This is a genomic window from Pseudoalteromonas citrea, assembly GCF_000238375.3.
GTDB classification, from domain to species: Bacteria; Pseudomonadota; Gammaproteobacteria; order Enterobacterales; family Alteromonadaceae; genus Pseudoalteromonas; species Pseudoalteromonas citrea.
Map to the genome: position 1 here is coordinate 771,997 of NZ_AHBZ03000027.1, position 16,989 is coordinate 788,985.

9 protein-coding genes are annotated in these 16,989 nt (G+C 39.8%); 4 read left to right on the forward strand and 5 right to left on the reverse strand.

The genetic code is table 11. The annotated features are described in order from the left end of the window. Nucleotides 1-361: 361 nt before the first annotated feature. On the reverse strand, nucleotides 362-1,015 hold the full coding sequence (locus tag PCIT_RS21325; RefSeq protein ID WP_192992836.1) for a tyrosine-type recombinase/integrase: 654 nt from the start codon (nucleotides 1,013-1,015) through the stop codon (nucleotides 362-364). Nucleotides 1,016-1,620: 605 nt separating this feature from the next. Here PCIT_RS21325 and PCIT_RS21330 point away from each other — a divergent pair. The 3 genes from PCIT_RS21330 (at nucleotide 1,621) to PCIT_RS21340 (ending at nucleotide 8,151) form a co-directional block, all read left to right on the forward strand. Then, the gene (locus tag PCIT_RS21330) at nucleotides 1,621-3,144 is read left to right on the forward strand and encodes an ISNCY family transposase (protein ID WP_021032359.1); all 1,524 of its coding nucleotides are present in this window, start codon (nucleotides 1,621-1,623) and stop codon (nucleotides 3,142-3,144) included. 213 nt (nucleotides 3,145-3,357) lie between these two features. Continuing rightward, on the forward strand, nucleotides 3,358-4,314 hold the full coding sequence (locus tag PCIT_RS21335) for a class I SAM-dependent methyltransferase (RefSeq protein ID WP_010364423.1): 957 nt from the start codon (nucleotides 3,358-3,360) through the stop codon (nucleotides 4,312-4,314). Between the two features lie 420 nt (nucleotides 4,315-4,734). Beyond that, nucleotides 4,735-8,151 carry an ATP-binding protein gene (locus PCIT_RS21340; protein WP_010364421.1) on the forward strand — a complete coding sequence of 1,139 codons (3,417 nt, stop codon included), beginning with the start codon at nucleotides 4,735-4,737 and terminating at the stop codon, nucleotides 8,149-8,151. Nucleotides 8,152-8,190: 39 nt separating this feature from the next. Here PCIT_RS21340 and PCIT_RS21345 read toward each other — a convergent pair whose 3' ends face one another. Then, nucleotides 8,191-8,763, reverse strand: a complete 573-nt coding sequence (locus PCIT_RS21345; RefSeq protein ID WP_010364419.1) for a DJ-1/PfpI family protein — start codon at nucleotides 8,761-8,763, stop codon at nucleotides 8,191-8,193. Between the two features lie 176 nt (nucleotides 8,764-8,939). Between PCIT_RS21345 and PCIT_RS21350 the strand changes: the two genes are divergently transcribed. Next, the gene (locus tag PCIT_RS21350; RefSeq protein ID WP_010364417.1) at nucleotides 8,940-11,093 is read left to right on the forward strand and encodes a M3 family metallopeptidase; all 2,154 of its coding nucleotides are present in this window, start codon (nucleotides 8,940-8,942) and stop codon (nucleotides 11,091-11,093) included. Between the two features lie 262 nt (nucleotides 11,094-11,355). Here PCIT_RS21350 and PCIT_RS21355 read toward each other — a convergent pair whose 3' ends face one another. From PCIT_RS21355 to PCIT_RS21365, 3 genes are all read right to left on the reverse strand, one after another. Further along, nucleotides 11,356-12,273 (reverse strand): GGDEF domain-containing response regulator, encoded by a 918-nt coding sequence (locus tag PCIT_RS21355; RefSeq protein ID WP_010364415.1) that lies wholly within the window; start codon nucleotides 12,271-12,273, stop codon nucleotides 11,356-11,358. 206 nt (nucleotides 12,274-12,479) lie between these two features. Continuing rightward, a complete protein-coding gene (locus PCIT_RS21360; RefSeq protein WP_010364413.1) occupies nucleotides 12,480-13,652 on the reverse strand; it encodes a hypothetical protein in 1,173 nt (390 codons plus the stop codon). 155 nt (nucleotides 13,653-13,807) lie between these two features. Continuing rightward, nucleotides 13,808-16,588, reverse strand: a complete 2,781-nt coding sequence (locus tag PCIT_RS21365) for a methyl-accepting chemotaxis protein (RefSeq protein WP_021032360.1) — start codon at nucleotides 16,586-16,588, stop codon at nucleotides 13,808-13,810. Between the last annotated feature and the right edge of the window lie 401 nt (nucleotides 16,589-16,989).

A 16,989-nucleotide genomic window follows, 5' to 3' on the forward strand; every position in this document is an offset into this window, starting at 1 on the left:
GTTGGGTGTCATCTTAATCTCTTACTGCTGCTAACCAAACGATATTTCAGATTGAACGCGGCTTATTTCTTGGTATTAATTTTTGGTTGGGTGTCATCTTAATCTCTTACTGCTGCTAACCAAACGATATTTCAGATTGAACGCGGCTTATTTCTTGGTATTAATTTTTGGTTGGGTGTCATCTTAATCTCTTACTGCTGCTAACCAAACGATATTTCAGATTGAACGCGGCTTATTTCTTGGTATTAATTTTTGGTTGGGTGTCATCTTAATCTCTTACTGCTGCTAACCAAACGATATTTCAGATTGAACGCGGCTTATTTCTTGGTATTAATTTTTGGTTGGGTGTCATCTTAATCTCTTACTGCTGCAAACCAATACTGTGTGACTGCTTCCTTAATGACTTTCTAAAGCTCGATGGCGACATCGGTTTGTCCATAAGCCATCGAGAATAGAACATCCAGCCTGATGGACGGTACACTCTCCAGTAGCAACGTAACTGCTTCAATACACTCTCTGACACAACAACGTAACGTGATTTATCTCCTTTACCCTGCTCAATTAAAATGGTTTTTCGTTTACCGTCTATGTCTGTAACTTTAATGCGTAATAGCTCACCAATACGTAAACCACAGCCATAACACACGATAATTAGCGTCTTTAATCGCATATCTGTGCAGCTTGCTATCAGCCGTTGTATGTCGCTACGAGATAAATAAATGGGTGCTCGAGACTTCGCTTTTGGTAAGGTAATATCTAAGTTCAATGGCCGATGTAAAATGTGCTTAAACAAGAACCAAATACTGTTTATCTGTAACTTTTGGCTTGCCCGAGAAAGCTTGCGGATCGCCGGATCTTGAAAGAATGAATTCAACTCTTCATCTGTAATTAAATCCAACGATTTATTAAAGTAATTTCTGAGTTTAAGTAAGTGCGCGCAATAGCTTTTACTTGTTCTTTGTGAATAACCTCGATAGGTTATTTCTGCCTTGACCTGTTCAATGAGTGTATGCATTTTTGACCTCTAAGTTGTGAAATAACTCAGAGAAAGTGTGGCTCAAATGCTGAGAATAGGATCTCCGCGTAGCGGCTTAGTTCAACAATTTAATATCGACCCATTGGGTCGTTTTTCTACCGAGCCACGGGTCATTTTTATCATTGTACCAGTTCTACCACACTAACTAACTTGTTGCTAAAGATATATTTTTAATCATTGTAGATATTATGGAAAGGATAAAAACGACCCAATGGGTCGTTTTATTGACTATAGAAGAAACACAAAGCAACTGGGCATAAGATCAGTGTTTTAAAAATAACTTTCTAATGCCCGCTATTTTTTGAGGCATTCGACTAAACACGTTTTGGGGCAGAAACGAGTTACGCATTAACGTTCGCTTTTGGCACATACACAACTGTCAGATTTGATTGAATCCTGTTAATCGAATCTGACAGTTCAAATTAAGACTTATTCAGCCGAATAGGTGTTAACACCAAGCGACTTTGTCGCATCTTAATTACCAGGCGATTCTGTCGTAGTCGCTAATTACCAAGGGAAATTGACGGTCACTTTTTTACGTGTTTGTTAGTGTTTTATTTTTAAGCACTAGAGGCATGTTGAGGATGATTGTGATGGATTCTAAAGCTCAACTCACCGTTGATATTATTGCTAAAGTTATTGAAGGTCGAATAACAATTGCTAATGCTGCCAAACTGCTCAGTAAGTCTCGGCGAACCATTGAACGTTATATTAAACGATATAAACAAGTCGGTATTCAGTTTGCTATTCATGCTAATCGTGGCAGGTCGCCATCAAATAAAACGCCCACCTCGATTAAAGAAACGGTGCAAGCCTTAATCAAAGGCAAGTATTTTGATTTGAACTTGCTACATCTTGCCGAACAGCTAGAGGTTAACGAACGCATTGTTGTGAAGCGCGAAACGCTACGTGGTTGGGCGCATGATATACACCATGTAAAGCGGGCTAAACGTAGGCGCGGTAAAGCTCGAAAACGCAGAGAGCGTATGGAAGCAGCAGGCTTAATGATGCAGATGGATGGTAGCCCGCATCGTTGGTTTGGTGATAAAAAACACTGCTTAATTGCCATGATTGATGATGCCACTAGTGAAGTACATGCAGAGTTCTTTCCGTCTGAAACCACCGTTGGTTGCTTGAAGGTCATGCGAGATTGCATTGAAACTAAGGGGCTATTTAAAACACTTTACGTGGATAGAGCGGGTATCTTCGGCGGCCCTAAGCGCTGTAATTTCTCACAAATGCAGCGGGCCTGTGAGGAACTAGGTATTGAGATTATCTTCGCTAATTCACCGCAAGGAAAAGGCCGTATTGAACGTGCCTTCGATACCTTCCAAGACCGTTTGGTGCCTGAACTAAGGCTAAATAATATCAAAGATATAACAAGTGCCAACGCTTACCTTAAGCATGTATTTATCCCGCAATTCTGGCAACCTCGAATTCAAGTAAAATCAAAACATCAAGCATCAGAATTCACACCACTAACAAAACACATCAACCTTGATGATATTTGCGTGATTAAAGATCACCGCAAAATCAGAAACGACCACACATTTAGTTATGGTAGCAAGTTATACTTGATCGATTCACCGCTAAAGCATTCAATTGCCAACCAAAAAATTGAAATCAGAAATTCCAACAAGAAAGGCTTTACTGCTCACTTCGCTGGACGCAAGCTCAAGATCTCAGAGGTCAATGAGCCGAGTAAGCTTGCCGCAGAAGACTTAGCAGTGCAGAAGAAGTTAGAGGTAATGGCCTTGGTTGAGAAGCTTGGGAATGTCAGCGAAGCATCACGCCAAAGTGGCATATCCCGAGACACTATTTATCGTCACCTAAAGCTGCTTAAACAAGGAGGTGCTGATGCATTAAAACGGCAAGAAACGCCGAATATACGGCATAAAAACTGTGTTGATATGGCAATCGAAGAAGCGGTTGTTCAGTTCTCAATCGAACATCCTCACCTTGGTCAGCAAAAAGTCGCCATGAAGCTGACAGAAGCGCTTGCCATTGATATTAGCCCAAATGGGGTACGCAGTGTATGGTTAAGAAACAATATGAATACCACTGCGTTGAGAGTTGAAAAATCACAAGCTCTGCAAAAGTCAGCATAAACAATAGCCAGTTTAGCAACTGGCTGATATGCTACTTACGACAAAGTCGCTCGGTAATTAGACCGACAGTTTCCCTTGGTAATCACACTTATTCAGCCGAATAGTCTCTTTTTTAATCATGAGCGTTTTTCCCCGTGATTTCTGCTCAATCTGGCTTTTACTTTTTCATCAGCACAGTACAATGTCGGCATTTAAGATGATGTGTATAACAATATGACTCCCTCTGCTTTAGTTACGCTTGACCAACATGTTCGCCAAATCGATAGTTTTGGAGATGAAGTTTTTCGTTTATTTCATGGTCGAGGGCAATGCTTTGAAGGGTTGGAGCAGATCACCATTGATTGGTTAAATGGGCAGATTTTAATTTCTTTGTTCAAAGAACATTCCGAAGATTTTCTATCAGCATTAACTTTACACGTTGAGCAGTGGCTTCAATTAGAAATATGGCAAAATAATGTGCATAGTGTGTTACTGCATCACCGAAGTAGAGCGGGCGCACCAATGGATGTGTTATTTGGTACGCTTGCGCATACTCAAGTTGTGACTGAAAATGGCTTAAAGTTTCTATTGGATTTAGGCCAAAAGCAAAATAATGGCTTGTTTCTCGATATGAAAAATGGTCGAAAATGGGTTATGGAACATGCGCAGCAAAAAAATGTGTTGAACTTATTTGCGTATACTTGTGGCTTTTCGGTAGCGGCCATTGCGGGTGGCGCATCTCAAGTTGTTAATTTAGATATGGCAAAAGCGGCTTTAAGTAAAGGCAGAGAGAACCACCGCCTTAATGAGCATGATACCAACAAGGTTAAGTTTTTGGGTCATGACTTGTTTAAATCATGGGGTAAGTTACGTAAATTTGGACCCTATGACTTAGTCATTATTGACCCGCCAACCTTTCAAAAAGGCAGTTTTGCTTTAACGAAAGATTATAAGAAAATATTACGCCGGCTACCTGAATTACTCAACGATGACGCACACGTACTCGCCTGTGTAAATGACCCCAGCTTGGAGTCAAAGTTTTTAATTGATGAAATGCAAGCGCAAGCACCAGATGTGCAATTTATTGAGCGTTTGAAAAATCCTTCTGCATTCGTAGATATAAATCCTGAGGGGGGGCTAAAAAGCTTGTTATTTTCTTATTCACAAGGTGATGGTAGCATCACGAGTTAAAGAATATGATTAAGGGGTTTATGAGCAGCCCCTTAACTAATTTGCAGTTCACTTTAACTGATGCACTTTGACATTGAAGTAATATAAAAAGGTTCTTTGTAATTGTCGGTTACATACGCTTCCTCTACCCTAACGACTACCCCAACCCTTATACAACTTTGAATTAGTTCTTGTACTTTGCAGCACACCAATCATGCCTTTTTAGTCGATGTATCGCCTTATCAAGTCGTGACAGGGCAATGATTAGAGGCCATGATGAGTTCAAGTTAAAAAGTTAATGACTTTGTATTGGAAATGTTCAGCTTGTTAGGTTGTAAATTGATCGATTTCTTCTAAAGTGTAATAACAACCATGTTAGTACGTAGTTTGCATGGCTTATTCAATGTTAACAAGGACGCTCAGGCGTATTGAAGGAGCATTATGCATAAGACCTTAACGCTGCTTGCTAGACAGTTATCAGTTCCTTTTATCTTGGTTGTACTTGCGGTTGCGTTGATCTCATCGCTGTTTTTCTTTGAACAAAAAATTCAACGTGAAGCGCAAGAGAGCGTTAATGACGCTTTATCTGAATTGCTAGTGAGTAAAAAACAGTATTTATCAGAATATATTAAGAGTCACAGTGATTTTCTATATTTTTTACTAGAAACACCGCCGATACAGGGGGTTTCTAGTGCGCAACTTAATAGCAAAATAGAGCCAATTGATGACTCCTCGCTAGCATTATGGAAAACGCGACTGAGTACAACATTTCAATCAATGATGCATACTTATACTGATATCCGCCAGCTTCGACTTATTGACGGTGTCAGTGGCGATGAATTAGTGCGAGTTGATCGTTTTGGTGGCGTTGTAAAAGTGCAGCCCGCAGCTAAATTACAAAACAAAGCAAGTAAGGAATACTTTTTAGAGACTCTGAAGCTAACAGAGAGGGGTTTATATGTATCTCAAATTGACTTAAATAAAGAAAGAGGTGCAATTGTATACCCTATTGAGCCGACTCTGCGCTTTGCTCTGCCAGTATATAATGACAATAATGTTTTATTTTCAGTTTTAGTGTTGAATATTAATGCGGAAGTACTGTTAACGAATTTGTATAGTGATATAGATCCCGCATTGCATTTGCTGCTTTTGAATCAAAGTGGGCACTTTATTTACCATTCAAATGCCACAATGCGTTTTAGTAAAGATCTCAACCCCGATATGACCTGGCAAGCGCTGTATTCGCAAGCTCCTTGGTTTGTAAGAGGGTTAAGCTTGATGACTTTGACTAAAGATGTTCAGCAGCAGTTTATTGTAAAAGAAGATTTTTTAAGAACTTCATCAAGTGCACAGTATGGGTTAATAAAAATAGCGACAGCAATACCGGTGGCTCAATATACCGAGATTTTGTTCGAGAAGCGTGTGAGTACTTATGGCTTACTGTTTGTTTTTAGCATTATATTTATTACTGTTCTGGTAATAATCTGGTTTTATTTCAAAAACTCCCAAAAACTTATTGCCACTCAGTCTGAGTTTGCTGACATTATTGATGGTGCTGCAGGTGGGATAATTGGTTTTAATACAAAGTTACAAATAACAAGTTTTAATCGTGCTGCTCAAAATTTTTTTCCTGAGTTAAAACGTAATATTGGTTTGGGTTACCATGCGCTAGAGCACTATATGTCGGACAACTATTTTACGGACACTTTAGAGTTGGTAAGTCAAAACCAGACCGTTAAGCCTCTTGAAATTAGTCTGCAGCAAGGTGATGAACGCGCCATTGCTTTGGAGCTAACCGTATCGCCAATACGTGGAACGGATACCGGCTCACAAGGGTTTGCTTTATTTGTCACAGATATTACTGCACAAAATACAGCAAAAGAAAAAATCAAACATAACAATGCACACTTAGAGCAACAAGTTGCCGAACGTACTGCCGAATTGGAAAGTGCTAAAAAGCGAGCAGAGGAAGCGTCGAATATTAAGAGTTCTTTTATTTCTAGTATTAGTCATGAGATGCGCACACCATTAAACGGAATATTAGGTACGTTGAATCTTGTGAGTAGAGAGACTGTGACAAAACAGCAACAAAACTACTTGGAAATGATGAAAACCAGTGCACAAACATTAACGAGTTTAATTAATGATATTCTAGATTTATCAAAAATTGAAGCCGGAAAATTGGAGTTAGATTGTGAGTTGTTTGATCCGATCACGTTATTGGAACATGTGACCTCATCTATAGGCGTTAAAGCCCATGAAAAGCACTTGGATTATCAGCTTGATGCATTGGAAGTTGACTATTTGGGACTGTTTGGTGACTCAAGTCGACTCAAGCAGGTTTTATACAATTTACTCAGTAATGCGATTAAGTTCACTGATAAAGGTGGTGTGTATGTAGTCGCAAAAACCGTGACAGATAATGATCGCATTTGGTTAGAAGTCAGTGTCCGTGATACCGGTGTGGGTATTTCAAAAAATAATTATGACAAGTTATTTCAAGCATTTTCACAAGAATCAGCCTCTGTGACGAGTCAATATGGCGGGACTGGACTTGGTTTATCTATTTGCAAGCAACTATGTAAACTTATGGGGGGAGATATTTCATTTTCATCTGTTAAAAGTCGAGGAAGTGAATTTACCTTACGGTTACCTTACCCTGTGAGCAGTGCTAAGCCGCTTCATGTAATGCCTGTATTATCGGGTTCAAAACTATATATTGAAAGTCCATCGAGTGAGTTTTTTCAGTTTCTTGAAAAATTGATTGTACGCTTTTCAGGTGAGCTAACAACCAAAGAAGAGGCTAAATATTGGTTAATCGATTCTCAGAGCAGCCATTTAAACCTGCATTTGCAGCATGATGAAGCAAAATTAAGGTGCTGCGTTTTTTATGATGCTTTACATTGTCAATTGCCTGAGAATATTCTATGTAGTATTGCTAAACCAATACGCTACCTTGATGTACTTGCCCTTATCAACCAAGAACAAACCCATATTATGTTTGACTTCATAGAATATAGTCCACCGTTTGGACAAGCGTCTGAGCTATATAAATCTTTGGCTGGAAGTATCGTAATGGTGGTTGATGACAATCAAATAAACCTTGAGGTTGCGAAGGGAATGCTTAGCGCTCAGGGTGTAGATGTACTCACTGCAAAGTCGGGGATAGATTTACTAGAGAAGCTTAATATTGCTGCTGAGCAATCTTTAGATATTATGGCAATTTTAATGGATTGTAATATGCCTTTGATGGACGGTTATGAAGCGACTGAGTCTGTTCGCTCAGGGAAAGGGACTGACCAATACGCTGAAATTCCGATTATAGCGATGACGGCAGGGACCATGTCGGGAGAAAGAGAGCGCTGTTTTGCAATTGGTATGAATGATTATATTACCAAACCTGTAAACCCAGACCGCTTGTTTGAGATATTAGTAAACTACAGTCAAGGTGCTGAACTTGACTCTTCAAAGTCAGACTATGTTTCCATTTCAGATGTGCTTGAAGAAAAAAGCTCATTTAACGTAGATGATGCGCTAGATCGTATGCAAGGAGACCGAGCCTTATATGCGATGATTTGTGAGTTATTTGTCGCTGACGCACCGAGTAAGTTTAATGATTTAAGTGCGTCTATTGAAGCATGCGCCCATGATAGAGTAAAACAAGTTGCCCATGCTATTCGTGGCCAAGCTGGTGATATTGGAGCTGATAATCTGTATTTATTAGCGACTGAATTGGAGGAGTGTGCTGCAGCGCAACAAGGTTCAGCACGATATACCCCTCTTTATAAAAAAATGGAAAAAGAACTTATTTTTGTTAATCAAGGCATTAAAAGTATGCAGCATGTACAAGCAAGTTAGGTTTAACGCGTTTGCTGTCTTGTGTATTGAAACGTCCCCTTAAAACTCCGTATTGTAGTCCATATATTGTGCGACTCTTGTCGCGATGGCTTTGCCAAACTGAGATTGGATAATTGATAAACTCATATCTATACCCGAGGTTATACCTGCAGAGCTAATAAAGTTATTGTCGATTGTAAATCTTTGCTCTTTAATGACATGTAATTGTGGAAACTGATCTTGTAAGTCTTGAATACTAGCCCAGTGAGTAGTGACTTGTTTACCGTCGATAATACCTGCTTGGGCAAAAATAAATACACCAGTACATACCGAAGCGCATTTGGGAGTATGCCTTGCTGTTTCTGCAAGCCAGCGCAGAACTGTAGGGTTATTTATCACCTCGGTGTATTGCCCGCCAGCCACTATAAGTAAATCAAACTTAGGGTGCCCATGAATACTGTAATTGGGGTTTACACTCAATCCGCCTCGTGTTTTTACAGGGGAATGAGTTGGGGCAACAAGGCTGACATTTATATGTTGGTCGGTAAAACGATTTGCTGTGCAAAAAACATCGAAAGGACCGCAAAAATCCAGTACTTCGACGTTATTATAAATAAAAATACCAATTTCCATTGCACTGGCCAGAGTGGTTTTTTACTAACTTGCATCAATCCTTTCTTAATTGCAACTGTGCTTTTTTAATTAAACGCAATATTCCGGCTTTTGCCGCGAATCAATTGCATGTTTTAGTGTCCCGATTAAAATGGGCTGTATATAAATAAATAATTCCAAAAATTAAAGAGAAAATAATGATTAAAACAACAATGACTGCGCTCGGGTTTGCCGTTGTGGTTGCGCTAAGTGGCTGCAGCTCTAATGCTGATGTGGTACAAGCATCTAATGTTCAAACGTCGCAAGGCAATGTGCTGTTGCAACCTTTTACAGGCCCATTTCAAGGTGTGCCGCAGTTCGATAAAATGGATTTAGCCGACTTAACACCTGCATTTGAAGCGGGGATCGCTGAACACTTGGCTGATGTGGAAAAAGTAGCCAACAACCCAGAGGCTGCGACATTTGAAAATACCATTGTTGAATTAGAGCGGGCAGGTAAAAGTTTAGATCGTGTATTTACGTATTATGGTATTTGGCGAAATAATAAATCATCAGAAGAGTCTCGAGCATTAGCGAAAGAGCTTGCACCGAAGCTTTCAGTTTTTTCATCTAAGGTGACACAAAATAGTAAACTATTTGATCGTGTTAAAGCGGTTTATCAAAGTGATGAGTATAAAACGCTAACACCAGAACAACAACGAGTAACTTGGCTTACGTATAACAGTTTTGCGCGCAATGGGGCTACGTTAACAGGTGAAGCTAAGGCCCGCTATGCAGAAATCAATCAGCAGTTAGCGACACTACACACTAAATTTTCAAGTAATGTATTGGCTGATGAAGAAGGCTATGTGGTATTTTTAGATAAATCACAATTGTCAGGTTTACCTGAATCATTTATAGCGGGTGCAGCATCGGCAGCAGCTGAACGAGGTAAAGCGGGCCAATTCGCAATTACTAACTCTCGTTCGTCAATGGATCCATTTTTAACTTACTCGACTGAACGTTCGCTACGTGAGCAGGTTTGGAAAAACTATTATAACCGTGGTGGTAACGGTGACCAATATGACAATAATGCGACGATTAAACAGATCTTGACGCTGCGTCATGAACGCGTGCAGCTTTTAGGTTATGAAAACTATGCTCAGTGGCGTCTTGAAGATCGAATGGCAAAATCTCCCGCGAACGCAAAGGCACTGATGGATAAAGTATGGCCTGCTGCCATTGCGCGTGTAGAAGAAGAAGTTGCGGATATGCAGGCGATAGCAGATAAAGAAGGTGCAAATATTACTATTGCACCATGGGACTATCGTTTTTATTCAGAAAAAGTTCGTAAAGATAAATACGACTTAGACTCTAATGAGATCAAGCAATATCTACAGCTAGATAAATTACGTGAAGCGATGTTCTATGTTGCTAAGCGTTTATTTAATTTTGAATTTTCAGAGATAACTGATGGTTCAGTACCTGTTTATCATGATGATGTCCGCGTATGGGAAGTGAAAGACTCTGTAACAGGTAAACACGTGGGGTTGTGGTATTTAGACCCGTTTGCAAGAAAAGGTAAACGTTCTGGTGCATGGGCAAATACATTTAGAAGCTATACAACAATGGATGGTGAAACAAATGTACTAAGCACCAATAACTCAAACTTTGTAAAAGGCCCTGAAGGTAAAGCGACGTTGATCTCTTGGTCGGATGCGGAAACTTACTTCCATGAATTTGGTCATGCATTACACTTTTTATCAGCTGATGTGGTGTACCCTCAATCACACTCAGGTGTGCGTGATTATACGGAGTTTCAGTCTCAGTTATTAGAGCGTTGGTTAACTACTGACGAAGTGATCAATCAATTCTTAGTTCATCATGAAACGGGTGAGGCTATTCCAAAAGCATTGGTTGATAAGATCAAAGAGTCTTCAACGTTTAACCAGGGCTTTTCGACCACGGAATACATGGCATCTGCAATGATGGACTTGTTGTACCACACTACCGACCCTGCAAAAATCGACCCTGCTAAGTTTGAAAAAGAGCAATTAACTAAATTAGGTATGCCGACGGAGTTAGTTATGCGTCATCGTAGCACGCACTTTGGTCATATCTTTTCCGGTGAGGGTTATGCCGCGGCATATTATGGTTATTTATGGGCGGAAGTACTGACGTCTGACGCCGCAGAAGCATTTGCTGATGCACCCGGTGGTTTTTATGACAAAGCACTTGCTGCTAAATTAGTTGAACACTTATTTTCTGTTAGAAATGCGATGGATCCTGCTGAGGCCTATCGCTTATTCCGTGGCAGAGATGCTGATGTAAGTGCATTAATGCGTGATAGAGGCTTCCCTGTAACGAAGTAATGTAGTCACTGAAATAAACTCACTCGATAAAGAGTGAGTTTATTTTACGATTTTTTGTGGGTTTGCTAAGAAGTTATTGCCACTAACAGACGGGTTTCAACCCAACCCTTGCGCTGTAAATACAAACACGTCACCGTGATCACTAAAGCTGCCCCTGACTATAAGCAAGCTACTGCAGAGCAAGACGCTTAGTATGCCTGTTATGACGTCGCTTGTTTGAGATTACATAAGAGCTTTACTACAGGAGTTTAAATATCAGCGTTTAAGCAAACACCGTGTATTTATTTCGCCCAGTGTCTTTTGCATTATATAATGCACTGTCAGCACGATGGAGCAACTGGGTTGTGTTGCAGTATTCCCCTTCTGCTAGAAACGCAAGCCCGACACTTACAGTGACGACTTCAAGGGGAGAGCCGCGGTTTTCAATACAAAGGTTCTTCACTGCTGCAACAAGTTGTTCTGCAATGATTTTAGCCCCTTCTTTGGCTGTATTAGGCAATAAAACGACGAATTCTTCACCACCATAACGAAATACGGTATCAATGGGGCGTTTCACTTGTTGTTTGAGAGCCATAGCGACTTGCCTTAGTACATCATCGCCTTTTAAGTGACCATATTCATCGTTATATTTTTTGAAAAAGTCGATATCTAACATCATCGTGGCAAAAGGCTGTTGAAGTCGATTTGCTTGTTTAAGTAACCGCACAATTTCTAAGTCAAAAAAGCGACGATTATAGATGCCGGTCAGACCATCAACAAAAGAGTATTGTTTTAATAAGTCGGTTTGGCGTTTATATTTGAGGTGGGTTTTAACTCTATTTTGCAACGTTTTAGGAACGATTGGCTTGGGTACAAAGTCAACGGCACCGGCTTCCCAACACAGCTCTTGGTTTGCTTCACTGGTGTTTGAGGTGACGAAAATAACGGGGATTTCAGAAAGCTCAGGAATACTTTGCATTTTTTTGCATGCTTCTATTCCAGACATCCCCTCTAGCACCCAGTCCATTAATACTAAATCAGGTTGAGCATCTCGACAAACATCAATGGCTTGCTCGGCGGACTCAACCGCTGTGACCTTACATAGTTGTTTTAAACTACTGAGCAGCAATTGTCTCATTAATGACGAATCATCGACAACCAATACCCAACAGTCGTCCATTTTTTCTAAGCCTTGAAACATAATCCTTTTAACACCTTTGCTGTGCTTTTTGCACATGACGTAAATGTAAACTAAAACAATCAAAAAATCACGCTGAGTGTTCGGATAATATACGATTAGCTAGTTTGTACAACATTAAAGTACGAAGTGCCCAGTTGTTTCATCATTACGGTTGCAGGTAATTACAGAATGAAGTTGCAAGTAAGTGCAACTTCATTCGCTATGAGTTAATTGACAATCAGAGGGAGCAGCGCGAGTTGGCTGGCTTTATTATATTTGATACCAGTAAAAGATAAAAAGCTTGTTTTGTTTGCTTGCGTGTACTGATGTTGAGATATGCCTTGTGTTAATGCTCGTTTTTTTGGTCCCATATCGTTGGTAGTAAAAGCAAAGTTCATCATCCAATAGATCTCATGGCTTCTTTGAAAATGGTTATTTCCCTGAAACTCGCCATGTTGTAGCGGAATGTCCCAGCTTATCGTGGTCTGATATTTACCTGTTTGTGGGTGTGAAAAGTGAGTTAAAGCAAAATATGGCGCAAGAAATGCTTTGGCACTTTGGTGTGAAGCACCCAGTTCGTAGAAAGAGTTATAGGGATACCAAACGCCGAAATCAGTTGGAATGATAGTGTTATGAGTATCTAGATCTTCCCGAAATAGCAAGTTTACGATATGCGCATCAACAGTAAACTGTCCTTTAATGGGAAATGCAAAACGGCCAGAATACTGGTTATTTATGTCTAAAAAATCTAACAAGGAGTAATCGCAGTCATAATATCTCTCTAATGCACAATAAATCACTTTATTATTTTTTTGAGGATCATGGTGATAATTACCGACCTGGTCCGAAGGATGTATGACTTCTAAGGCATAGGGTGTATGCGGTGTATCCGTTAGGCTATGAGTGATGAGGGACTTAAATGCTTGACGATCGTAGTTATACATATTGGATGTAAATTCATTATTTGCATTAAGAGAAAACACTTCAATTTGTAAAGTTGGGTCAGAATTATCGAGTCCGATGATATCTTTTACTGGGATCACAACTTGTAGTGTTGTGCGCTCACTCGGCTGATTATATATTGAAAATTCACCTGAGCCACATATTGCGTAGTCTTCAGAGATTAGTACATCAATAAAAAGTATTTCTGAATTCATACTTGCAGCACTCACCTGCAAGTAAGGTACATCATTTATTTCCAGTATATCGAACCCTAAAAAGCGAGTATGCTTGTTAGCTGGTAGTGGCTCATTCGTATTTTCGTCACTATGTTCAGGGCTAGCAGTTACACCTTGGATATAACTACCACAGAGGTTTTCACGTGTTTCAATTGTTTGCGCTTGACTATAGGTAAAGTTTAGAAATGCATACAGTAAGGCGATTACTTTTATCGTTTTCATGATCTGATCCTTGTAGAAAAGAGTAAAGTTGCTAATTTAGGTTTAAAATCAGCATACAGGATCAAATGCAGTTGTAAACTAAGTGTTAATTTTTATTGGTGCTAATTACGTGTATAAAATCAGCGCTTTTTTAAATAAAAAGCGCTGGAGATGAGTTATCGAGTTGAGACTAGCTGGAACATTTTTTGTGGCTCTGGTGCAAGCAGTAACTCTTGCGTGTCACTCACTTTAAAGGTTGAGACTTGTTGTAGTAAGTGTTGTGCTTGTTGTCGCATTAATTGACCTGCTTGAGTTGATTGCTCTACCAGTTGCATGTTCTTTTGCGTTAAATTGTCTAACTGAGCAACTGTAGATGATACTGCGGCAACGCCTTCCGATTGTTCTTGCCCCGCTCGGGTTATATCCATAATCATGCTATTTACTTCTTGAACAACTTGAGTGAGTTCTGCAAATCTTTTCCCTGAGGTCGCAACGAGCTCACTGCCTTTTGCAACTGCAGAACTACTGTCTTCGATTAAGTGTTTAATTTCTTTTGCTGCGGATGCGCTGCGCTGCGCAAGGTTGCGTACTTCACTTGCAACAACGGCAAAACCTCTCCCCGCCTCTCCTGCTCTAGCAGCTTCCACTGAAGCATTTAAAGCAAGTAGGTTTGTTTGAAAAGCGATTTCATTGATAACGCCAATAATATCTGAAATACGATTACTGCACCCTTCAATATCCGACATCGCATCCACGGCATTAGAGACGGTTTCTTGCCCTTGCGCGGCCTTGCTCATAGCTTGATCTGCGTGGACAGATACGTCTTCAGCACTTTTGGCATTTTGTTTTACTGTGGCAGTTAGTTCCTCCATGGTTGAGGCTGTTTCTTCAAGGCTCGCCGCTTGGCGCTCTATCCGCTTACTAAGCTCCTCGCTATCTGTTGCTATGCTCTGTGAGCCTTGATAAACATTATTAGAGGTGTTAGTTATTTCGTGTACCATACTATTTAAGCTACGAGTCAGTCCGTTCATCGCCTCTTTTAAAATATTAAATTCAATGCCGAGATCGTCATCAATGTTATGAGATAAATGCCCTTCTGAAAGTGATATAATCGCTTCCTTGATGCAACGAATAGCCAACTTCCGTTGGGTGATATCGGTGGCATATTTGACGACTTTAAAAGGTTGGCCATTAGTGTCTAGAATTGGGTTATATGTTGCTTGGATCCAAACTTCTTTGCCTCCCTTACCGACTCGTTTGTATTCACCACTATCAAATTGACCTAATTTAAGCTTTTGCCAAAACATACTGTATTCATTACTGGCTGCATAGTTTGGCTCCGCAAATAAGCTATGATGCTTCCCTTGGATTTCATCGAGACGATAACCCATGGTGTTTAAAAAGTTATCATTAGCTTTTAAGATTGTGCCGTCCATATCGAACTCAATAACGGCTTGAGATTTGTTAATGGCACTCAGCTGGCCTTCGAAGTTCGCGCTTTGTCGTTTTTGCTCGGTTATGTCTGTCGCAAATTTCACAACTTTAACGGGTTTACCACTTGGATCTAGTATCGGGTTATAAGTTGCTTGGATCCAAACGTCTTTATCACCCTTGCCTAAACGTTGGTATTCACCTGAATGAAACTTGCCTTGCTGTAATTTTTGCCAAAACTCTTTGTATGCATGGCTATTTGCATAATGTGCGTCGGCGAATAGCTGGTGATGCTGTCCTTTTATTTCATCAAGCGTGTAACCCATTACTTTCAAGAAGTTTTCATTCGCAGTCAGTATGGTGCCGTCCATATTAAATTCTATAATAGCTTGTGATTTACTAATGGCTTGTAATTGACCCTCATAGTTAGTGGATTGCTGTTTTTGCTCGGTTATGTCTGAAGCATATTTAACCACTTTGAATGGATTGCCGTTAACATCAAATATTGGATTATATGACGCGTGTATCCATACTTCTCGCTGACCTTTTGCTAAACGCTTATATTCACCAGAGCTGAATTCACCAGTATTTAATTTAGCCCAAAACGTTTGGTATTCTGCGCTGGCTGCATAGTGAGGTTCAGCAAATAAGCTATGATGCTGTCCTTTTATTTCATCAAGCGTGTAACCCATTACTTTCAAGAAGTTTTCATTCGCAGTCAGTATGGTGCCGTCCAGATTAAATTCTATGACTGCTAAAGATTTACTTATTGCATCGAGTTGGCCTTCATAGTCGGCAGCTTGTATTTTTGATTGGGTAATATCGAAGGCGTATTTGACGACTTTAAAGGGTTGGTTATTGGTATCAAAAATAGGATTGTAAGTGGCTTGGATCCAGACTTCTTTGGCATTTTTTCCTAACCGTTTATATTCACCAGACTTAAACTCTCCGCTTTTTAGCGCTTGCCAAAAGTCTTTGTATTCTTTGCTGGCTGTATACTCTGCATCGGCGAACATACTGTGATGTTGACCAATTACCTCATGACGTTCATACTCCATGGCGGTAAGAAAGTTATCATTTGCTGATTGAATAACCCCATTTAAATCAAATTCAATTATTGCTTGCGATTTACCAATCGCTTCAACTTGTCCTGCATAATCCATTGTTTTTGCTTTATATTCACTCACATCAAATAGTGTTAGGAGTGTATTTGCGCCTTCTATTAGCCCTTTAGCTTGATCAACGACGTTGACTTTAACCCATAGGGTACGTTTGTTTTTAGTGGCGATTTTATATTCAGTATTTGTTTCAAGCGCAGCGTTACCTAAGCCCTTAAATATATGATTGAGCGGTTGCCCAACTAACTCTGTCAACTGATAACCAACTTCGGCTAAAAAATGCTGGCTAGCATGTAATATTGTTCCACTGTTAGATAGTTCAAGTGTCGAAAGGTATTGTTCAAATAGGTTAAGTTTGGATTGCATAGATGCTTGAGCTAGACGGTCAGTCCTTGATGTAAAAATCATAAGTTACCTAGTTGATAAACGATTTGTTTAATCAAAAAGATAGTCGAACATTTAAACTTCGTCACCACAGCGTGCAGGATATTTCTTTGCCGACCAAGTCTAGTAACACTGGCATTCTTTTTAAAGCCGGCTTGAACCCTACTTTTGAATCTGTTGAATACCAATAATGTGAAGTGATACTTGCCTCCCTTCTATCAGAACAGGCAAATAATGGTTTAACAGCTTTACTGGTCAGCTCAGTTACTAACTTTATGAAACCACGTAATAATCACTATTTCTGGAACCAATAAAGGTAAATTAAAACTAATACTAAAAAGTCATTTTTATGTTTTTGTGTAGAACAATAGGGTTTATTTTGATACTAATAATACAACTTTTGACATATTAAATAAGAATAAACT

Excerpts from the sequence above, each read along its gene's own strand:
- PCIT_RS21325 (WP_192992836.1), bottom strand. The coding sequence starts at position 1,015 with ATGCATACACTCATTGAACAGGTCAAGGCAGAAATAACCTATCGAGGT.
- PCIT_RS21330 (WP_021032359.1), top strand. The coding sequence starts at position 1,621 with ATGATTGTGATGGATTCTAAAGCTCAACTCACCGTTGATATTATTGCT.
- PCIT_RS21335 (WP_010364423.1), top strand. The coding sequence starts at position 3,358 with ATGACTCCCTCTGCTTTAGTTACGCTTGACCAACATGTTCGCCAAATC.
- PCIT_RS21340 (WP_010364421.1), top strand. The coding sequence starts at position 4,735 with ATGCATAAGACCTTAACGCTGCTTGCTAGACAGTTATCAGTTCCTTTT.
- PCIT_RS21345 (WP_010364419.1), bottom strand. The coding sequence starts at position 8,763 with ATGGAAATTGGTATTTTTATTTATAATAACGTCGAAGTACTGGATTTT.
- PCIT_RS21350 (WP_010364417.1), top strand. The coding sequence starts at position 8,940 with ATGATTAAAACAACAATGACTGCGCTCGGGTTTGCCGTTGTGGTTGCG.
- PCIT_RS21355 (WP_010364415.1), bottom strand. The coding sequence starts at position 12,273 with ATGTTTCAAGGCTTAGAAAAAATGGACGACTGTTGGGTATTGGTTGTC.
- PCIT_RS21360 (WP_010364413.1), bottom strand. The coding sequence starts at position 13,652 with ATGAAAACGATAAAAGTAATCGCCTTACTGTATGCATTTCTAAACTTT.
- PCIT_RS21365 (WP_021032360.1), bottom strand. The coding sequence starts at position 16,588 with ATGATTTTTACATCAAGGACTGACCGTCTAGCTCAAGCATCTATGCAA.